At 69.8% G+C, this 18,577-nt stretch carries 18 protein-coding genes; 10 read left to right on the forward strand and 8 right to left on the reverse strand.

Translation table 11 applies throughout. The features are described from left to right. Nucleotides 1-249: 249 nt before the first annotated feature. Nucleotides 250-1,206: a sigma-70 family RNA polymerase sigma factor gene (locus FHX32_RS22350; protein ID WP_486481265.1), complete on the reverse strand. Its 957-nt coding sequence runs from the start codon at nucleotides 1,204-1,206 to the stop codon at nucleotides 250-252. A gap of 18 nt (nucleotides 1,207-1,224) precedes the next feature. Further along, nucleotides 1,225-2,466 (reverse strand): FAD-dependent oxidoreductase, encoded by a 1,242-nt coding sequence (locus FHX32_RS22355; protein WP_167186744.1) that lies wholly within the window; start codon nucleotides 2,464-2,466, stop codon nucleotides 1,225-1,227. Between the two features lie 172 nt (nucleotides 2,467-2,638). Here FHX32_RS22355 and FHX32_RS22360 point away from each other — a divergent pair, with 172 nt between their 5' ends. From FHX32_RS22360 to FHX32_RS22375, 4 genes are all read left to right on the forward strand, one after another. Continuing rightward, on the forward strand, nucleotides 2,639-3,331 hold the full coding sequence (locus FHX32_RS22360) for a TetR/AcrR family transcriptional regulator (protein WP_486481266.1): 693 nt from the start codon (nucleotides 2,639-2,641) through the stop codon (nucleotides 3,329-3,331). 103 nt (nucleotides 3,332-3,434) lie between these two features. Continuing rightward, nucleotides 3,435-4,349 carry an ABC transporter ATP-binding protein gene (locus tag FHX32_RS22365; protein WP_167186747.1) on the forward strand — a complete coding sequence of 305 codons (915 nt, stop codon included), beginning with the start codon at nucleotides 3,435-3,437 and terminating at the stop codon, nucleotides 4,347-4,349. After that, on the forward strand, nucleotides 4,349-6,007 hold the full coding sequence (locus FHX32_RS22370; RefSeq protein WP_167186750.1) for an ABC-2 transporter permease: 1,659 nt from the start codon (nucleotides 4,349-4,351) through the stop codon (nucleotides 6,005-6,007). Before FHX32_RS22365 ends, FHX32_RS22370 begins: the two co-directional genes overlap by 1 nt. Before the next feature lie 216 nt (nucleotides 6,008-6,223). Beyond that, on the forward strand, nucleotides 6,224-6,595 hold the full coding sequence (locus FHX32_RS22375; protein ID WP_486481267.1) for a potassium transporter TrkG: 372 nt from the start codon (nucleotides 6,224-6,226) through the stop codon (nucleotides 6,593-6,595). Here the strand turns inward: FHX32_RS22375 and FHX32_RS22380 are convergent. Further along, nucleotides 6,592-7,953 carry an IS4 family transposase gene (locus FHX32_RS22380; protein WP_486480865.1) on the reverse strand — a complete coding sequence of 454 codons (1,362 nt, stop codon included), beginning with the start codon at nucleotides 7,951-7,953 and terminating at the stop codon, nucleotides 6,592-6,594. The genes FHX32_RS22375 and FHX32_RS22380 overlap by 4 nt on opposite strands. A 146-nt stretch (nucleotides 7,954-8,099) precedes the next feature. Here FHX32_RS22380 and FHX32_RS22385 point away from each other — a divergent pair, with 146 nt between their 5' ends. Further along, nucleotides 8,100-9,140 (forward strand): potassium transporter TrkG, encoded by a 1,041-nt coding sequence (locus FHX32_RS22385; protein WP_167186753.1) that lies wholly within the window; start codon nucleotides 8,100-8,102, stop codon nucleotides 9,138-9,140. After that, on the forward strand, nucleotides 9,133-9,813 hold the full coding sequence (locus FHX32_RS22390) for a potassium channel family protein (RefSeq protein WP_167186756.1): 681 nt from the start codon (nucleotides 9,133-9,135) through the stop codon (nucleotides 9,811-9,813). The genes FHX32_RS22385 and FHX32_RS22390 overlap by 8 nt, the downstream gene beginning before the upstream one ends. Before the next feature lie 32 nt (nucleotides 9,814-9,845). Here FHX32_RS22390 and FHX32_RS22395 read toward each other — a convergent pair whose 3' ends face one another. Then, nucleotides 9,846-11,090 (reverse strand): MFS transporter, encoded by a 1,245-nt coding sequence (locus FHX32_RS22395; RefSeq protein WP_486481338.1) that lies wholly within the window; start codon nucleotides 11,088-11,090, stop codon nucleotides 9,846-9,848. Beyond that, complete coding sequence (locus FHX32_RS22400) at nucleotides 11,090-12,508, reverse strand: FAD-dependent oxidoreductase (protein WP_167186759.1); 1,419 nt, start codon at nucleotides 12,506-12,508, stop codon at nucleotides 11,090-11,092. Before FHX32_RS22400 ends, FHX32_RS22395 begins: the two co-directional genes overlap by 1 nt. Before the next feature lie 462 nt (nucleotides 12,509-12,970). On the opposite strand from FHX32_RS22400, the gene istA reads away from it, so the two are divergent. The 4 genes from istA (at nucleotide 12,971) to FHX32_RS22420 (ending at nucleotide 15,960) form a co-directional block, all read left to right on the forward strand. Next, the gene (istA, locus tag FHX32_RS22405; protein ID WP_486481242.1) at nucleotides 12,971-14,398 is read left to right on the forward strand and encodes an IS21 family transposase; all 1,428 of its coding nucleotides are present in this window, start codon (nucleotides 12,971-12,973) and stop codon (nucleotides 14,396-14,398) included. Further along, nucleotides 14,395-15,156: an IS21-like element helper ATPase IstB gene (gene istB, locus FHX32_RS22410; protein WP_109906332.1), complete on the forward strand. Its 762-nt coding sequence runs from the start codon at nucleotides 14,395-14,397 to the stop codon at nucleotides 15,154-15,156. Before istA ends, istB begins: the two co-directional genes overlap by 4 nt. Further along, complete coding sequence (locus FHX32_RS22415; protein ID WP_167184858.1) at nucleotides 15,156-15,416, forward strand: hypothetical protein; 261 nt, start codon at nucleotides 15,156-15,158, stop codon at nucleotides 15,414-15,416. The genes istB and FHX32_RS22415 overlap by 1 nt, the downstream gene beginning before the upstream one ends. Before the next feature lie 166 nt (nucleotides 15,417-15,582). Then, a complete protein-coding gene (locus FHX32_RS22420; protein ID WP_167186762.1) occupies nucleotides 15,583-15,960 on the forward strand; it encodes a metalloregulator ArsR/SmtB family transcription factor in 378 nt (125 codons plus the stop codon). Nucleotides 15,961-16,084: 124 nt separating this feature from the next. Here FHX32_RS22420 and FHX32_RS22425 read toward each other — a convergent pair whose 3' ends face one another. From FHX32_RS22425 to pstB, 3 genes are all read right to left on the reverse strand, one after another. Further along, entirely contained in the window at nucleotides 16,085-16,696 is a 612-nt protein-coding gene (locus FHX32_RS22425) for a hypothetical protein (protein WP_208419149.1), read from the reverse strand. Continuing rightward, a complete protein-coding gene (locus tag FHX32_RS22430; protein WP_167186765.1) occupies nucleotides 16,693-17,445 on the reverse strand; it encodes a response regulator transcription factor in 753 nt (250 codons plus the stop codon). Before FHX32_RS22430 ends, FHX32_RS22425 begins: the two co-directional genes overlap by 4 nt. A gap of 250 nt (nucleotides 17,446-17,695) precedes the next feature. After that, complete coding sequence (pstB, locus tag FHX32_RS22435) at nucleotides 17,696-18,559, reverse strand: phosphate ABC transporter ATP-binding protein PstB (protein WP_167189086.1); 864 nt, start codon at nucleotides 18,557-18,559, stop codon at nucleotides 17,696-17,698. Nucleotides 18,560-18,577 lie beyond the last annotated feature (18 nt).

Raw genomic sequence — 18,577 nt, forward strand, 5'->3', positions numbered from 1 at the left:
GGGCTGGCGTAACAGCGCGTGAGCCGGGTCACTCACCCGGCTCACGCCGGACGTCCGGCAAGCAGCGGGCCGGTGCGTCATCAAGCGCTGTGGTACACGAGATTGGCTGCCACGCTGAGAAGAAAGACGGCCGGCCGTCGGGCTTGCGGGAGCCGACCCACAGACGATCTACCGGTAGTGACCCCCGAAGGGGGCCTCGTCCGGGAAACCGTCGACGAAATCGCGAACCTGGTCGCCGATCACGTCGACTCACCACTGGGTGATGAGCGGCGTGTCGGGTTCGTGCCGCCGCCAGGCTTCGGTGAGGCGGGCGAGGCGGGTGGGGGCGGCGATGCCGTGTACGGCTGCAATCTTGCCGCCGGTGATGTCGAACGTCACGGTGCCGACGACCTGGTCGCCGAGCACGAAGAGGATGGCGGGGGCGCCGTTGACGAGCGCGTAGTGGATGGCGGGCGTGCCGCCGACGAATCGCCGTTTCGCTGCTGCGGGTGTGAAGCCGGCCCGGGCGACGGCGGCGATGCGCTGGGCAGTGTCGTACCGCAGCAGCGTCTCGGTCAGGCCGGCGCCGTCGGAGATTGCGGTCGCGTCGTCGGTGAGCAGCGCCACTAACCGTTCGGTGCGGCCCGAGTAGGCGGCAGCGAGGAATTCCTCGACGATCCTGCGGGCGGACGCCGGGTCGACCTCGCCGCTGCCGCGGCGGCGCGCGGCGGTGATGCGGCGTCGGGCTCGGTGGAGGTGCTGCTGGCTTGCGGACTCGGTGATGTCGAGGATCTCGGCGATCTCGGCATGGCTGTAGGAGAACGCTTCGCGCAGGAGGTAGACGGCCCGCTCGAGGGGTGACAGGCGCTCCATGAGAGTCAGCATGGCCAGGGAGATCGATTCACGTTGTTCGAGAGTGTCGGCCGGGCCGAGCATCGGGTCGCCGTCGAGGAGCGGTTCGGGCAGCCAGGCACCGACGGTGCGTTCGTGGCGCGCTTGTGCCGAGCGGAGCCGGTCGAGGCACAGGTTGGTGACGACCTTGGTCAGCCATGCTTCCGGCACCTTGATCCGCTGCCGGTTGGCGGCCTGCCAGTGCAGGAATGCATCCTGCACGGCGTCTTCGGCGTCGGCGGCGGAGCCCAGCAGCCGGTACGCCAGCGAGGCCAGCCGGTTCCGGCTGGCCTCGAACCGACTGGTGTCGAAGCGATCAGTGGCGGTGCGGTCCACGCGGATCACCCTGGGCGGCTACGCGACCGACCGGACGGATCCTCCCGCACCCGGCCCAGCGACTCGTGCCCCCTTCTCGGCGGACGCATTCGGCGCGACGGCCAGGCGGTGCTTGCGCTTGGGCATTCCGAAGGTCGGATGCGAGATCGTCCACAGCGCGATCCTGTTGATGCCCTCCTTGACCAGCGCAGCCGTTCGGCCGCCCTGGTACTTCGGCTTTGCTCGCCCTTCGTCGTCGATCGTCTGCAGCATCCCGTCCCGCCGCCCCAGGGTGATGTAGTTGTACGTGTAGACGAGCTTGGTGTGCGCAGTCTTGCGGCCGGTCAGCCGTCCCACGATGGCGTCCATGGCCTGCCGGCCGGTGAAGCCGGCCGAGGCGCAGGACATCGGCAGCGGCCGGCCGTTTTCGCCGATGGCGTGGACGCTGTCGCCGATGGCGTAGACGTTCGGGTGCGAGACCGACCGCATGGTGCGATCGACGACGATCTGACCGTTCTCGGTGACCTCCAGCCCGCTGGCGGCGGCGATGGGGTTGACCGCGAACCCGGCCGTCCACACGGTTACGTCGGACGCCAGGGCGGTGCCGTCGGCGCACCGCACCCGCGTCGCTTCGACGGCTTCGACGCTGGTGTGTTCCAGGACGGTGACGCCCAGCCGGGCGCAGGCCTGGCGCAGGTGGCTGCGGGCTCCGGCGGAGAGCCGGGCGCCCAACTCGCCGCGGGCGATCAGCGTCACCGACAGGCCGGGCCGGGCTTCGGCGATCTCGGCGGCGGCCTCGATGCCGGTAAACCCGTCGCCGACGACCACCACACGCCCGCGTGCGCCCCGCCTGTCCAGGCGGTCCAGGCGCTCGCGCAGGCGCAGCGCCGAGGGCCGGCCGGCGACGTCGAAGGCGTGCTCGGCCACGCCGGGGACGCCGCGGTCGTCGACGCGGCTGCCGAGCGCGTAGACGAGCGTGTCGTAGCCGAGCTCACCGCCGCCGTCGGCGTCGGCCACGGCGACGACCCGGCGCTCGGGGTCGACGGCGGTGACCCGGGCCAGGCGCAGCCGGATCCCCGTGCCCGCGAAGGCGTCGGCGAGCTTCAGAGCCTCGATCTCTCGGCCGGCCGCGACCTGGTGCAGCCGCATCCGCTCGACGAAGTCCGGCTCAGCGTTGACCACGGTGATCTCGGTGTCCGCCGGGGACAGCCGGCGGGCCAGGTTACCGGCCACGTAGGCCCCGGCATAACCGGCGCCGAGGACGACGATGCGGTGCTTCATGTGTTGCTCCTGTCGGGTCGCTTGCTCTCGATGAGTTGAGCGGAACAGCGCCCCGCTTGCTGACAGGAACTGCATGTGGCATGGGTCACAGAGCGACACGAGCGCCACCCAACGATGGGCGTCGGTGCGGTCGGGTGTTGCGGCTGGCTGAACAAGTGTTTAATCTGGCGGCGTGGCGTCGGATGGCGTGAGGCTCGGGAGTCTGGGTGGCGAGTTCGCCGCCGCGAGCCGCATCCGTGACGCCGCCATCGAGCGGTTCGGCCGCGACGGTTTCCGGGTCGGATTGCGGACCATCGCCGCCGACGCCGGGGTGACCGCGGGCCTGGTCATCCACCACTTCGGGTCGAAGGACGGGCTGCGCCGCGCTTGCGACGAGCACGTGCTCGATGTCATGCGCCAGGAGAAGACCAAGGCGCTGACGGACGGCTCGGCGGCCATGCTGCTGGCCCACATGGCCGAGGTCGAGCAGTTCGCGCCGATCGTGCAGTACCTGCTGCGCAGCTTGCAGGCGGGTGGGGACTTCGCGCTGAAGCTGGTCGAACAGATGATCGCGGACGCCGAGGAATACCTGGCCGCGGGAGAGGCCGCAGGGGTGGTCCGCCCCAGCCACGACCGCGCCGCCCGGACCCGATACCTCGCCTATCAGGCGGCAGGCGGCCTGTTGCTGTGGTTCACGCTGCACGGTGCCGACGCCACTGCCGAGGACTTCCCTGCCCTGTTCCGGCGGTATGCCGAGGACATCACGCCGCCGGCCCTCGAACTGTTCACCAAGGGGCTGCTCGTCGACCGGTCACTGCTCGACGACTACCTGATGTACGTCCCGGATCCGCCACCGGCAGGCGACGCAGGCACCGCCGCACGCTAGCCACCACGCCTTGGCGTGGCCCTTCCTTCCGCGGTCCTTCCGTGATCGACGACATCAAATCCCCAGTTTGCCCTGGGCTTTTCCTCGAATGAGGCCTAAGACGATGACTGCTGCCATCGATATTCAGAACATCCGCAAGTCTTTTGGCCGGGTCACCGCGCTGGACGGACTCGATCTGCGGGTCGAGACCGGCACCGTGCACGGTTTCCTCGGTCCCAACGGTGCCGGCAAGTCCACCACCATCCGGATCCTGCTCGGGCTGCTACGTGCCGACAGCGGCCGTGCCCGGATGCTCGGCGGCGACCCGTGGGCCGACGCGGTGCAGCTGCACCGCCGGCTCGCCTACGTCCCCGGCGACGTGGAGCTGTGGCCCAATCTCACCGGCGGCGAGGCGATCGACCTGTTCGCCCGCCTGCGCGGCGGCACCGACCCCGTCCGCCGCGACGAGCTGTGTCAGCGCTTCGACCTCGACCCACGCAAGAAGGGCCGGACCTACTCCAAGGGCAACCGGCAGAAGGTCGCCCTGATCGCCGCGCTGGCCAGTGACGTCGAGCTGCTCCTGCTCGACGAGCCCACCGCGGGGCTGGACCCGCTGATGGAGGCGGTGTTCCAGGAGTGCATCCGCGAGGCGAAGGCCACCGGCCGCACCGTCCTGCTGTCCAGCCACATCCTCGCCCAGGTCGAGGTGCTCGCCGACCAGATCTCGATCATCCGACAGGGCCAGATCGTCGAGACCGGCTCGCTGACCGACCTGCGCCACCTGACCCGTACCTCGGTCGACGCGGTCACCGACCGCCCGGCCGACACGCTCGCCGGCCTTGCCGGCGTGCACGGGCTGCGGTCCGAGGACGGCCACGTGCGCTTCGAGGTCGACGGCGATCACCTCGCCGCGGTGGTTCGCCAGCTGGGCGACCTCGGCGTGCAGGGGCTGACCGTCCGACCGCCGACCCTGGAGCAGCTGCTGCTGCGCCACTACGGCGACCAGCTCGTCCACGACGGTGCCGCGGAGGTGGCGTGATGGCCACGGCGACGCTCGACCGTCCGGCGCACGCCGTCTCCGCCAGGGGAAGCGCGGTCACCGGAACCGGCAGGCTCCTCCGGTTCATGCTGCGCCGCGACCGGATCCGCTTTCCCGCGTGGATCCTCGGGCTGACGCTGCTGATGACCTACTTCGCCACCGCGCTGGAGACCCTCGTCAAGAGCCCGGAGGACCTCGAGGGGCTGACCGCGTTCTCCGGCAGCCCGGCCGGCGCGCTGTTCGGCGGCCGGGGCTTCGGCTTCGACGACCTGACCATCGAACGCTTCCTCGCCGGCCAGTACGGCCTCTACGTGGCGATCGGAGCCGGCCTGATGGGACTGCTCACCGTCGTACGGCACACCCGCGTCGAGGAGCGCTCCGGCCGGGCCGAGCTGATTCGCGCCAACGTGGTCGGCCGGCACGCCCAGCTCACCGCCGCGCTGACGCTCGCTACCACGATGGCTGCTCTGGTCGCGCTGCTGATCGGCGCGATGATGATCAGCCGTGGGTACGACACGGGTGGATCGCTGCTGTTCGGCGCGTCCGTCGGCGCGGTGGCGCTGACCTTCGCCGGCATCGCCACAGTGACCGTTCAGCTGTCGGAGTACCCGCGGGCCGCGTCCGGCGCCGCCGGCGCTGTACTCGGGGCCGCGTTCGTGCTGCGCGGACTCGGCGACATGGCGGCGGTGCAGGGCAGCGGCCCGGCCTGGCTGTCCTGGCTGTCACCGATCGGCTGGTCCCAGCAGACCGCGCCGTACGTGCACGACCGCTGGTGGCCACTGGCGATCTCCGTGGCGTTCACGGCGGCCGCCGCAGCGGTGGGTTACGCCCTGTCGGTACGCCGGGACTTCGGCGCGGGCCTGGTGCCACCCCGCCCGGGATCGCCCCGGGCCGCGGCCTGGCTGGCCAGCCCGCTCGCCCTCGCCTTCCGGCTGCACCGGGCCAGCCTGATCGGCTGGAGCGCGGCGTTGCTCGTCGCCGGCCTCGCCTACGGTTCGTTCACCCAGCCACTGCTCGACGGTTTCGCGGACGCACCGGAAGACCTGATCGCGGTCATGGGCGGTTCGGAGAACCTGCTGGCCGGGTTCCTCGGCGTCATGGGTCTGACGATGGCGCTCGCCGTCGGGGTCTACGCCGTGCTTGCCGTGCAGACGCTTCGCGCCGAGGAAGCCGAAGGGCGAGCCGAGTCGGTCCTCGCCACCGCGGTGAGCCGACCGGCCTGGGTCGGCAGCCATGTCGCCGTGGCGGCTCTAGGCGTACCGTGGCTGCTGCTGGTCGCCGGTGCCGGTATGGGCGTCGGGGCCGCGGTGAGTACCGGTGACCCGGGGTTGGTCGGCCAACTGATGCTCGGTCATGTCGCACACACTCCGGCGGTCTGGCTCGTCCTCGCCGCCGCTACGGTGCTGTACGCGGCGGTGCCGCGGGCACTGCCGGTCATCTGGGGAGTGCTCGCCTACGGGCTGATCGTCGGGTTCTTCGCCCCGATCCTCGACATACCCGACACGGCAGTACGGCTGTCGCCGTTCGAGCACATCGGGGAGTATCCCCTGGTCGACATCAGCCTGGTCGCGGTCGTGGTGCTGACGGTGCTCGCCGCGGCAGTCGCCCAGGCGGGCGTGGCCGCGTTCCGCCGGCGTGACCTGGCCGGGGGCGCCTGAGTGAAGCAGCCGCCGGCGCCAGACCTTGATCTGGCGCCGGCGGGCCCTGTCGCGGCTGCGGCCTGTCGGTCCGGTGTCGGCTCCACCTGGTGACTGGCATGTTGGGCAAGGGCGGGTGAGCTGAGGGCGGGGTGCGATGATTCGTTCTATGGGAGTGGCGGTCGGACCCGGTACCCGGATGATCTGTCCCGGTCGTGGTCGACATGTGATTCGCGGGTGAGCGGGTTGCTCGTGCCGCTACTGGGCCGTAGGCCGGTGTGGCAGCGGCGTACCGATCGCTTTCAGCACCCGGCCAAGGTGATCGCCACCGGTTTCGCCGCTGCGGTGGCCGTCGGCACCGCGCTGCTGTCGTTGCCGGTGGCGACGCGTGCCGGCCAGCGGGCCGACCTGGTGGACGCCCTGTTCACCGCCACGTCGGCGGTGTGCGTCACCGGCCTCGTCACGGTGGATACCGGCAGCTACTGGTCCGGGTTCGGCCAGGCCGTGATCCTGCTGCTGATCCAGGCCGGCGGACTGGGCATCATGACTCTGGCGACGCTGTTCACGGTGCTGCTCTCGCGACGGCTAGGGCCAATGCCGGGTAGTTAAGGGTCTGGGCTGGTCGTCAAGGCAGGTCCGGCGAGGATGTTGAGGCTGAGGGTGGCTTGGTAGGTGCGTCGGTCGATGTTCGGGCCGCGGGCGTTGTATTTGGAGATCGCTCGTTTGACGGTGCGGGCGTTGACGCGTAGCCGCCGCTCAGGCAGCAGGTTGTCCAGGACGAGACGGCCGATCTTGCCGACCAGGTCGATGACGGTGCCGGCGATGACGCCGGCGGCGTGGACGACCTGATCACGGGCGGCGTTGAGGGCGATGGTGAAGCTGGCCCGGTCGGGGTCGGTGCCGGTCTGGCTGTTGGTGGCGTCGGTCATCGCGGTGCGCAAGATCTGGTAGGTGACCAGCAGAGCGTGGATTTCCTGGTCGACGCCGGCCGGGGTCCGGGCCCGTAACACCCGGCCGCCGAGGATGCTGGACTTGATCTCCAAGTAGGCGGTCTCGATCTCCCACCGCTCGTGATACAGCCGCAGCATCGCGGTGGCCGGGTAGGCGTCCGGGTCCAGCAGCGTGGTGATCAGGCGGTAGATGCCGGTGACCGTGCCAGTCTTGGTGGCGATGCTGATCTCGGCGTCGATGACCCGGACCGGCTGGCCACCGAACACCGATCGGTAGGAGCCGTCCCGCCAGCGGTGCAGGACCGGCATCTTCGGGCCGCCGCGGCCGGTCTTGGCCCGCACCAGCAGGTGCGCCTGGCGGCCGGTCACGAGCTTGAGTAGGTGCCCGGCGGCGAAGTTACGGTCGGCCAGCAGCAGCACCCCGGCGGGCAGCCGGGCGAGCAGATCCTTGGCGTAGGTGCTCTCCCCGGCGGTGATCGGCCCGAACACCGCGTCCATCACCGACCGGGTACCGCACGCCATGACCGTGACCAGCCGCAGCATCGGATAGCTGGACCCGCCCGTGCGGCCCCCGCGCTGCTTGCTGAACCGGGCCAGGTTCGCCGCGCTGTCCGCGACGCTCAGCGTGGTGCCGTCGATCGCGCAGACCAGCAGGCCGCGCCAGCGTACCGGCCCGGCCAGACTGGCCGCCGGCCCGCGCAGCAGATCGAACAACGCCCGCAACGGCGCCGGACCGACCCGGCGGCGGGCCTTGGTCAACGCGGCCTCGCTCGGGTCCGCGACCGGCAGCCCATCGAGACCGGCGACCAGCCGCTGCCACACCTGCCGATACCCCAACTCGGTGAACAAACAGCCCGCCAACAGCAGATACACCACCACCCGCGAAGGCAGATCCCGCACCCGCCGCTGGGTACAGCGGACCTGCGCGAGAACCGCATCGATCATCTCGAACGGCACCTGCTGGGTCAGCTCACCCAAATGACCCGGCGCGAACGGACCTGCCCCGACCCGGACCACACGCGTAATGACAGACTGAACAGACAGCGGGACTCCCGGCGGTAAGGCATGTCTTGGCGGACGTACCTCTCTACCGGAGTCCCGCTGCCGGTACCTGCACCAACACGCCCTCTTGACCAGCCACCGCCGCGCTTAACTACCCGGCATTGCGGCTAGGGCTGCGTGCTCGGTTCCTGGCCCAGGCGGAGACGAAGAGCCTGGAGCTGACCGACGTGCGCGGGGTGGTTCGTCGGATCGTACTGTTCAGCCTCGCCAGTGAGGCCGTGGTCGCGGTGCTGCTGACCGTCAGGTTCGCCACGGCCTACGACGCGCCGTTCGGCACCGCACTGTACGAGGGGGCTTTTCATGCCATCTCGGCTTTCAACAACGCCGGCTTCTCCACCAACGCCGACAGCCTCATGCGGTACGTCACCGATCCCTGGATCAGTCTGCCGATCGCCGCGGCGGTCATCCTCGGTGGCCTCGGTTTCCCGGTGGTGTTCGAACTGGCCCGCAGCTGGCGACGACCGGCCCTGTGGTCCGTCATGACCCGAATCACTGTCGTCCTGACGGTGTCACTCCTGGCCCTGGGCACGATCGTGTTGGCCCTCGCGGAGTTTTCCAATCCCCGAACGCTCGGCCCCCTGGAGGGCCCGCAAAAGCTCTTGGCCGCGTTCTTTGCCTCGACGATGACCCGGACCGCCGGTTTCAACAGCGTCGACATCGGCGCCATGCGTCCGGAAAGCCTGCTGGCCAGCGACGTGCTGATGTTCATCGGAGGCGGCAGCGCCGGCACCGCTGGCGGCATCAAGGTCACCACCTTCGGGCTGCTGGCCTTCGTGCTCTGGTCGGAGATGCGCGGCGAGACCCAGGTCAATGTCGGTCGGCGCCGGATCCCGCCGAGCAACCAGCGGCAGGCTCTGGCGATCGTGCTGCTGAGCATCGGCGCGGTGGTGGTCGCCACGTTCATCCTGCTGGCCATCACCCCTTACCGGCTGGACACGGTTCTGTTCGAGGTCGTGTCCGCGTTCGCCACCGTCGGTCTGTCCACCGGCATCACCGGTAGCCTGCCGCCACAGGGGAACATCCTGCTGATCCTGCTGATGTTCGTCGGCCGGATCGGACCTCTCACCGTGGCGTCCGCCCTGGCGCTGCGAGACCGCAACCGCCGCTTCGAACTGCCCGAGGAGAGGACGATCGTTGGCTGAAACACACACCGAACCGGTGGTGGTGATCGGGCTCGGACGCTTCGGAAGCGCCCTGGCCCTCGAACTGGTCAGGCGAGGCACGGAAGTGCTCGGCATCGACAACAGACCCAAGATCGTCCAATCCCTTGTCGGCCGGATTCCACACGTGATCACCGCAGACTCCACCGACGTCGAAGCACTCCGACAACTCGGCGTCGCGGAATTCCACCGCGCCGTGGTGGCGATCGGCACTGACATCCAGGCCAGCATCCTCACCACAAGCCTGCTGTCCGAGCTCGGCGTGTCCGACATCTGGGCCAAGGCCGTCACCGGCCAACACGGCAACATCCTCACCCGCGTCGGCGCCCACCATGTCGTCGCGCCTGAGCACGACATGGGCGAACGCGTCGCGCACCTGCTCTCCGGGCGAATCCTCGACTACGTCGAGGTCGATGCCGACTTCGCCGTGATCAAGACCAAACCACCACGCGACGTTGTCGGCATGCCACTGCGCGAGTCGAAGCTGCGCAGTAAATGGGGTGTCACCGTGGTCGCCGTGAAGCCCGAGGCCGGGATCGGCGGGCGACAGCCGAGCTTCACCCATGCCACGCCCGACACCGTACTCACCTATGGCGACCTCATCCTGGTGGTCGGCCCCATCGACAACGTGGAGCGCTTCGCCGCTAGTGAATAGCCCCTTGCCGAAGACCGATCCGGCCCACGGTGTCATCGTCCTTCATGGTCTGAAAGGGAGGATCGCGCACGGAGCAGCATCCCGGCGGCGGCGATCGCGCAGCAGGTCGTGACCGCCGTGAGCAGTGGCCGGTAGTCGCGGGCTGCATGCAGGACGAAGGCAACGGCCAGCGGTGCGATGGCTCGGGAGAGGGTGACGGGCAGAGCGAGGATGCCGGCGATGCTGGCGTAGGCGGTGGTGCCGTATCGATCAGCGAGCAGGGCGGGTGCGGCGAGGCTGGACACGCCGAAGCCGAGTCCGAAGGCGATGACGGCAATGACGGCGCCGGTTCGGTTGGCGGCGAGGACGGGCAGGCATGCGGCGGCAATGGTCTGGATGGCGAAGATCGTGGCGACGATGGTGGCCATCGGGGCGAGCCGGCGAGCTGCGGTGAGGACGATTCGGCCGGTGACGGAGAGGACGCCGAGCAGGCCGGTGACGGTGGCGGCGAAGGTCGCGGGGTGGCCGCGGCTGGTGAGGTAGCTGACCAGGTGGACGACCATGGTGCTGGTGGCGGCGCCGTGGGCGACGAAGGTGACGACGAGGATCCAGAAACGGATGTCGCGGGTCGCGGTCCGGGCTGCAGCCGGCCTTTCCTGCCGCCGGTGCTGCGTTGGTGGGTGAGGTGGCCGTCGGATGGTGATGGCGTGCAGTGGAACGGTGATCAGTCCGTGGATGGCGGCGAGGACGATCAGGGCGGTGCGCCAGCCGAGGTGTTCGACGAGCAGGCCGATGAGCGGCAGGAAGATGGTGCTGGCGAAGCCGGCGACGATGGTGACGACCAGGAGAGCGCTGCTGCGTCGTTCGGTGGTGAACCAGGTGACGATGACGGCGAAGGCGGGCTCATAGAGGACCATCGCGCCGGTGACGCCGATGCCGATCATGACGGCGTAGAGCTGCCAGACGGCGTCGATCTGGGACCATGCCAGGACCAGCACGGTGGCGCTCGCCGAGCCGACGGTCATGAGACCCCGCCCGCCGTGGCGATCGAGCCATCGCCCAACGGGAATGGCCATCAGCGCCCCAGCCAGCACCGACGCGGTCAGGGCACCGGTGACGGCGGTGGTGGACGCGCCGAGAGTGGCCGCCATCGGGGTGAGCAGGACCGCGTAGGCGTAGTACAGGGTGCCGTAGCCGACGGTTTGGGTGATGGCGAGCGCGGCGACGATCCGCCGGCCGTGAGTGGTGAGGTGCCCGCCGACCGCAGGGTCGGCGGGCACCGTCGTGGTGGTGGGCATCAGCTGGCGCAGCAGCCGCCGGTCTGGCCGCCGGCGGGGACGGTGTCGAGGCTGACAAGGTTCAGCGGCGCGGACAGCAGACCACCAGCAATGCCGGTGGCCAAACCGCGTCCAGCCGGCTCGCCGGCGGGAGTAGGCCCGCAGCAACTGTCGCCGCCGGCGGAGTCGGCGGGGTTGCTGTTGCACACGCCGGTCTCCGGCAGGTCGAGCTGCACGTCCCGGGCGGCCGCCCAGTCCCCGTCGAGGGCGGCGACCACGGAGCGGACCTGCTCGTAGCCGGTGGCCATGAGGAACGTCGGCGCCCGGCCGTAACTCTTCATGCCGACGGCGTAGTAGCCGGGCTCGGGGTGGGCGAGTTCGTCGACGCCGTGCGGGGGGACGGTGCCGCAGGAGTGCTCGTTGGGGTCGATCAGCGGGGCGAGCGCCCGGGTGGCGCCCATGATCGGGTCGAGGTCCAGGCGCAGCTCGCTCGCGATGGAGTGGTCGGGCCGGAAGCCGGTGGCCGCGACGATCCGGTCCACCACCATGGACTCCTCGCCGCCGTCGGCGTGCCGAACGACCACGGCCGCCCGACCGTCGGCCGGGGTGAGGGCGTGTACGGAAAAGCCGGTGAGCAGCCGGATCCGGCCGGCCTCGACGTGCTCCCGCAGCCGCGAACCGAGGGCGCCGCGGGCGGGCAGCGCGTCCGCGTCGCCGCCGCCGTAGGTGCGCGCCGGACTCGCCGAGCGGATCGCCCAGGTCACCTCCGTGCCCGCCTCTGCGGCGGCCAGCTCGGCCAGGGAGAGCAGGGTGTTCGCCGCGGAGTGACCGGCACCGACGACGAGGGTGTGCCGGCCGGCGAAACGGTCCCGGTCCGTGCCGAGCACGTCGGGCAGGGCGTGCTCGAGGTACGCGCCGACCTCCTTCTCTCCACGGGCCGGTAGGCCGGAGGCGCCGAGGACGTTCGGGGTACCCCAGGTGCCGGAGGCGTCGATCACCGTCCGGCCCAGGATCTCCTCGCCGTCGGTGAGGCGGATCAGGAACGGCGTCTGCTCGCGGCCGGCGGTGCGCAGCCGGTCCAGGCCGAGCCGGCTGATCGCCTCGACCCGGGCCCGGTAGCGCAGGTGCGGCTTGAGCTGCGGCAGCTCGGCCAGCGGCTGGAGGTAGTCGGCGGCGAGCTCGGCGCCGGTCGGCAGGGCGTCGGGGTCGGGGGCGACCCAGCCGGCCTCGTCAAGCAGCTGCCGGGCGGCCGGGTCGATGTTGTACCGCCACGGGGAGAACACCCGCACGTGCCCCCACTGCCGCACCGCCGCCCCGGCGGTGTCACCGGCTTCGAGGACGGTGAAGGGCAGGCCACGCTCGTGCAGGTGCGCGGCGGCGGCCAGGCCCACCGGCCCGGCGCCGATCACCACGACGGGCAGTTCGTCCAGGACGCTCATCAGGAAACTCCCTTACGTTGATACTTTTCGAAATAGTGCGGTGCACTGGGGCAACCGATGTGGGTTGGGGACGGGTGGAGCAGTAGCGGGACTCATCCGCAGCACCCTTGTCCCGCGGTGACCGCTTCGGCCTTCGCCTCGGCGCCGCAGCAGGAGCCCGCCGCCGCGGCCGCCTCCTGGGTGCCGCAGCACGGGCCAGCCGTCGCCGTGGCGCCAGCGGGCGGCAGGATCGACCCGACCGTTTGTGCGGGACTGCCGCAGCAGGAACCGGAACCGGTGACCGCCAGGGCCGCGGCCGGGTCGCCGATGAATCCGCCGGTCGTCTGGTGTCGGGGTACGGCCTGGAGTGCAGAGCTAGGTACAGCTGATCTTGCAGAGGTGCGCACTGTTTGTCCGTCGTCAGCGGGTGACTGAGGGTGAGGCTGCTCGGGTCGTGATCGGACCGGCGTGGGGCGGCTGGCGGTGGGGGCGTTGGATGAGCAGCGGTGGCTGGATGTGCGCCGGTTCCGGGCGTTGCACGAGGCTGGTGCGAGTGTCTCGGAGATCGCTCGTGAGACGGGCCTGAACTGGCGGACGGTGAAGAAGTACCTGGCTGCTGGTGGCGGTGAGGTGGTGCCGCCGGTTCGGGCGCGGCCGGCTCGTGGGCAGTTGATCGATGTGTTCGCGCATGTGGTCGATGCGTGGTTGCGGGCGGAGTTGCTGCTCAAGGGCACGGTGATCCATGAGCGTCTTGTCGAGCAGTACGGGTTCACCGGTAACTACCAGCGGGTGAAGTTGTATCTGCAGCAGGCCCGGCCGCGGATCGCTGCGGAGTTGGGGATCAGCCCGGATCAGCTGGCGGGGCTGCACCGCCGGTTCGAGGTCGTTCCGGGTGCGCAGGCGCAGGTGGACTGGGGCGACGAGGGCGGCATCCTGGCCCACGTCGGGATCCCGAAGGTGTACTCGTTCCACATGGTGCTGTCGTACTCGCGGGATCCGTTCTGCTGCTTCACCACCAGCCAGGACCTGGCCGCGTTCTGGGAGTGTCACCGGCGGGCGTTCGCGCACTTCGGCGGGGTCCCGGGGGTGATCGTCTATGACCGGACCAAGACCGTGGTCCGTCGGCACGTCGCCCCGGGTCAGGCGGTGCCGCTGCACCCGGAAGCGGTCGCGTTCGCCGGGCACTACGACTTCGACATCGATGTGCTGGCCGCCTACCGTCCGACCGGCAAAGGGCGGGTCGAACGGCAGGTCACCATCGTCCGTGATCATGTCCTGGCCGGGCGGGCGTTTGCGTCGCTGGCCGAACTCGACGCCACGTTCGTGGCCTGGGTGCCGCAGCGGCGGGCCGTGCGGCATCGCACCCACGGTGAGATCATCGGCGTGCGGGCGGTCCGTGACCACGCCGCGCTGCGACCGATCCCGGCCAGGGCGTATGTGGTCGCCGACCGGCATCTGCGGCACGTCGGCAAGGACTGCCTGGTCGCCTACGCCGGCAACCTCTACTCCGTGCCGGCCCGACGGGTCCGCCATCGCCAACTCGTGGAGATCCGGGCGACCGCCGCCACCATCACCATCCACGCCACCGTCGGCGGCCTGGACGGCGCCACGCTGCTGGCCACCCACCAGCGGGCCGTGGGCCGCGGCGCCCGCGTGGTCGATGAGAGCCACTGGGACGGTCTGCCCGACGGACACACCCGTGCCGTCACCACCGGCGACCCCGACAGCCCGCAGTCGACCACACGCCGACCCGCCCGCCTCGACGGCGGCCAGGGACCGCTGCAAGCCCTGCTCAACCGGGCTGCCGCCGCCCAGATCGCCGTCGAGGCCCGCCCGCTGTCGGTCTATGAGCAGATCGCTGCGGCCAGCCCGTTCACCAACCGCCCACACCTGAAGGACGTCTCGAAGTGAGTGAGCTGGTCACCAACCGCATCCACGCCAGCGCCACCAAACTCGGCCTGCCTCACCTGGCCAAGACGCTGCAGGAGCTCACCGGCCGGGCCGACACCGAGGCCATGGGCTACCTCGAGTTCCTCGACCTCGTCCTGCAAGAGGAACTCGCCGTCCGCGACGAACGCCGCTTCCGCGCCGGGCTGCGCCTGTCGAAACTGCCGCACCACAAGACCCTCGACGACTACGACTTCAGCTTCCAACCCGACCTGGACCCCCGCAAAGTCCGCGACCTCGCCACCCTCGCGTTCGTGCAGGCCAAAGCCAACGTCGCGTTCCTCGGCCCGCCCGGCGTCGGCAAGACCCACATCGCGGTGTCCCTCGCGGTCGCCGCCTGCCGAGCCGGGTTCACCGTCTACTTCACCACCCTCGACGACATGGTCCGCCACCTCACCGCCGCCGACGCGATCGGCCGGCTGGCCCGCAAGCTGCAGACCTACCTACGCCCCACCGTCCTGGTCATCGACGAAGTCGGCTATCAGCCCCTCGAACGGCCCGAAGCCAACCTCGTCTTCCAGGTGATCTCGAAACGCTACGAGAAGGGCTCCACCCTGCTCACGTCGAACAAGGGCTTCGGCGAATGGGGCCAAGTCTTCGGCGACGAGGTCCTAGCCACCGCCATCCTCGACCGGCTCCTGCACCACTGCGACGTCGTCCCCATCAACGGCCCCAGCTACCGACTCAAGAACCGCCTCACCGCCATCGAGAACGTCGCCTGATGCCCACCCCGGCCATCCCGGACGAACCTGCGACCACCAGCAACACCCATCACGACGACCTGCTGCAGCTCCTGCTTCAGATCTGCGAGGACTTCCTCGCCAACACCGGGCCGGCGACCCACCACGAGGTCGACATCCATCTCCGCGCCCGCGGCATCACCGGCGGACCCGGATGGCTCATCGACATGCTCGGCCTCACCCGCCTACGCCTGCAGAACGCAACCCACCGTGACGAACAAGGCGCCCACCACGACACCTGACCTCTGCAAGATCAGCCGTACTCACCTCTGCACTCCAACGAGTACCCCGACATCTGGGTGCTCTCGCTCATCGTGGTGGCCTTTCCGTCGCTCCCAAGGACCCCTGTCTTGACGTCCGTCTAAGCAGAGACTTGCACACTGATTAGAGAGATGTCAACCTAGAGGCATGTCAAAACAAGGGGCGCCCCTCACCCTGGTAAACCTGGACGCCGACACGCCCTGCTGCCAGCCGCTGGCGCAGCACCGGGTGCCGGCGGAGACGGCCACCGTCCTCGCCCACGCCTTCAAGGCCCTCGGCGACCCGGTCCGGCTCCAGCTGATGTCCATGATCGCCTCCGCCGAGGGTGGCGAGGCCTGCGTCTGCGACCTCACCCCCGCCTTCGACCTCACCGGGCCGACCATCTCCCACCACCTGCGGACGCTGCGCGAGGCGGGCCTGGTGGACGCGGAGCGACGGGGCACCTGGGTCTACTACCGGGCCCGGCCGCACGTCCTGCGCCAACTCGCGGCCCTGCTCACCGTCGAGGCGGTTCCCGCGCCCTAGATCCGGGTGGTGACCTCCCGGGGCGCTGGAAAGACCGTCTGTTACCGGGCGGACCGCGAGGGGGTCCTCACCACGCTGACCGATCTGCGCCCGTACCTGTTGACCTGTTGCTAGCCGCTCGTCGCTAGGCAGGCGGAACGATAGCGTCCGTGCTGGCAGGGCGGGCATCCTCGCAGCTGGATGTGGAGTCAGACGCTGTGGCTCCGTCGGCGCGGGCCTGCCTCCACCGGCTCGCCTGCTCCTCGTCGATGCTGTAGTAGATCTCCTTCGGATCGCCGTCGGGACGCCCGACCACCCTGGTGAACGGCAGGCCGAGAGTCGCAAAGTCGTAGTGGGCCTTGAGCAACCTGGTCAGGCCGGCGAGCGCTCCGATGATCTTGCCGCGGGTGGTGCCGGCAGCTTGTGCCAGCTCGTCGCTGCCGAACAGCGTGCCGGGATGCTGCGCCAGCGTGTCCAGCACGGCGAGGACGGTGCGGTGGGTGGCGCTACGTCCCTTGCTGAGGCGGCGCAGGTCTTCGACGGGCCAGTGGGTGCCCTGATGCTCCGGCTTTGGGGCGGCCCGCAACCGCGGTACGCGGCGGGGCCGCGCCTGGCCGTCGAGCTCGGCGAGCAACCGCGCCACGTGGGGAACGTAGGCGACCGGCACGGCCACGAGCACGACATCCTCACCAGTGCCGAAGGTAGGCAAGGCCCGCTCGGGCATCTCGCCCGGGCTGCGGTTCTCCGTGGAGCTCATGGCATGGTCGAGGGGGCGGGCACCGTGGCGCTCGGAGGGATGAACCGGTATCCCAGGCCGCGGACCGTGACGATGATCGGCGGCTGATCGGGGTGCAGGGTCAGGCGCTTGCGCAACCGCTTGATGTGCACGGTGAGGGTGTTGGAGTTCTCCCCGGAGATGCCTTGCCAGACCGCGGAGAGCAGTTGCTCGCGGGTGACCGTCCGCTCGGCGTGGCTCATGAAGAAGTAGAGCAGCCGGAACTCCTTCATGGGCAGAGTGACTGGTCTGCCGTGCAGGTACACCTCCAGGGTGGCGGGGTTGACCTTGAGCGCGCCCATGTCGATGGGTGGGTCGAGGGTGCCGGCGGTTTCCGGGCGGATCGCCCGGAGGATGGGGACGATTTCCTCTGCCCGGTATGGACGGCGCACGCAGGCGGTGGCTCCTGCCTTGAGCACGGCGGCGGCGAGTGGGCCGTCGTCGTCGCCGACCCCGACAACGGTCGGGATGCCCGCTCGGCCGGCGAGCAGACGCACGAGCTCGATGCTGCTCATGGTGGCCAGGCCCGCCGCGACCAGGGCCGCGTCCGGGTGCAGGGCTCCCGCGCCGAGTAGTGCCTCGGCGGCGTGCGGGAAGTGGTGCCCGCGGACCCGGTGACCTGCGAGCTGGTCGACGAGTTCACCGCCGACGCTGTCGTCGTCCACCACCAGCAGCACGAAACGCCCGTCGGATCGAGGGTCACCCTTGGTGGCCTCGACGAGGTTGTTCATCGGCACCGACTCCGGATCGAGTTAGGGCCCTCGCCAGTGGCTGCGGCTGGTGAGGACGATCTACCGTGCTGCGGCCACCGCAGTCGGCAGGGCGTGCGTTCGTCGTCTCCAATGGTGGAGGTGCTGATCTGAGCCAGTGGGGCTTCGCCGGGACGTTGCGAAGCCCCACGGGTCAACGACGGTGGGATCTGCTCGGGTTTCCTCCGTGGGCAGGGACGCGGTGGGCGCGTACACGATGGCAGTCGGCGGGTCAGCCGAAGCGGCCGGTGATGTAGTCCTCGGTGCGCTTGTCGCCGGGGTTGGTGAACAGCTTGCCGGTCTGGCTGAACTCCACCAGGCGGCCGTGGCGCTCCTGCTTCTGGTCGACCTCGGCGGTGAAGAACGCGGTGTAGTGGCTGACTCGGGCCGCCTGCTGCATGTTGTGCGTGACGATCACGATCGTGTAGTCGTGCGCCAGCTCGAACATCAGGTCCTCGATCTTCGCCGTGGCGATCGGGTCCAGCGCGGAGCAGGGCTCGTCCATCAGGATGATCTCGGGCTTGACCGCGATCGTGCGGGCGATGCACAGCCGCTGCTGTTGGCCACCGGACAGGGCCAGGCCGCTGGTCTTCAGCTTGTCCTTGACCTCGTCCCACAGCGCCGCGTCGCGCAGGGCCTTCTCCACGAGGTCGTCCATGTTGTCGACCTTCATCCCGGTGACGCGCGGGCCGTAGGCGACGTTGTCGTAGATCGACTTCGGGAAGGGGTTCGGCTTCTGGAAGACCATGCCGATGCGCCGTCGCACCTCGATCGGGTCGACGTCCTTGGCGTACAGGTCCTGGCCGTGGTAGGCCACCGATCCGGTCACCCGCGCGCCGGGGATCAGGTCGTTCATCCGGTTCAGCGACCGCAGGATGGTCGACTTGCCGCAGCCGGACGGACCGATCATGGCGGTGATCTGCTTGCGCTGGATCGGCATCGACGTGTCACGCACGGCCTCGTAGGCGCCGTAGTAGACGCTGACGCCGGAGAGCTCCATGACCGGCACCGCCGATGCGGGCTGGTGGCCAGCGCTCTGGTTGCCGACGGCGGCGATGCTGACCGCGGGACGGCTGGTCGTGCTGGACTGGTTCACAGTGGTCACCTCTGACTC

It is taken from the genome of Micromonospora sp. CNZ280 (assembly GCF_011759515.1).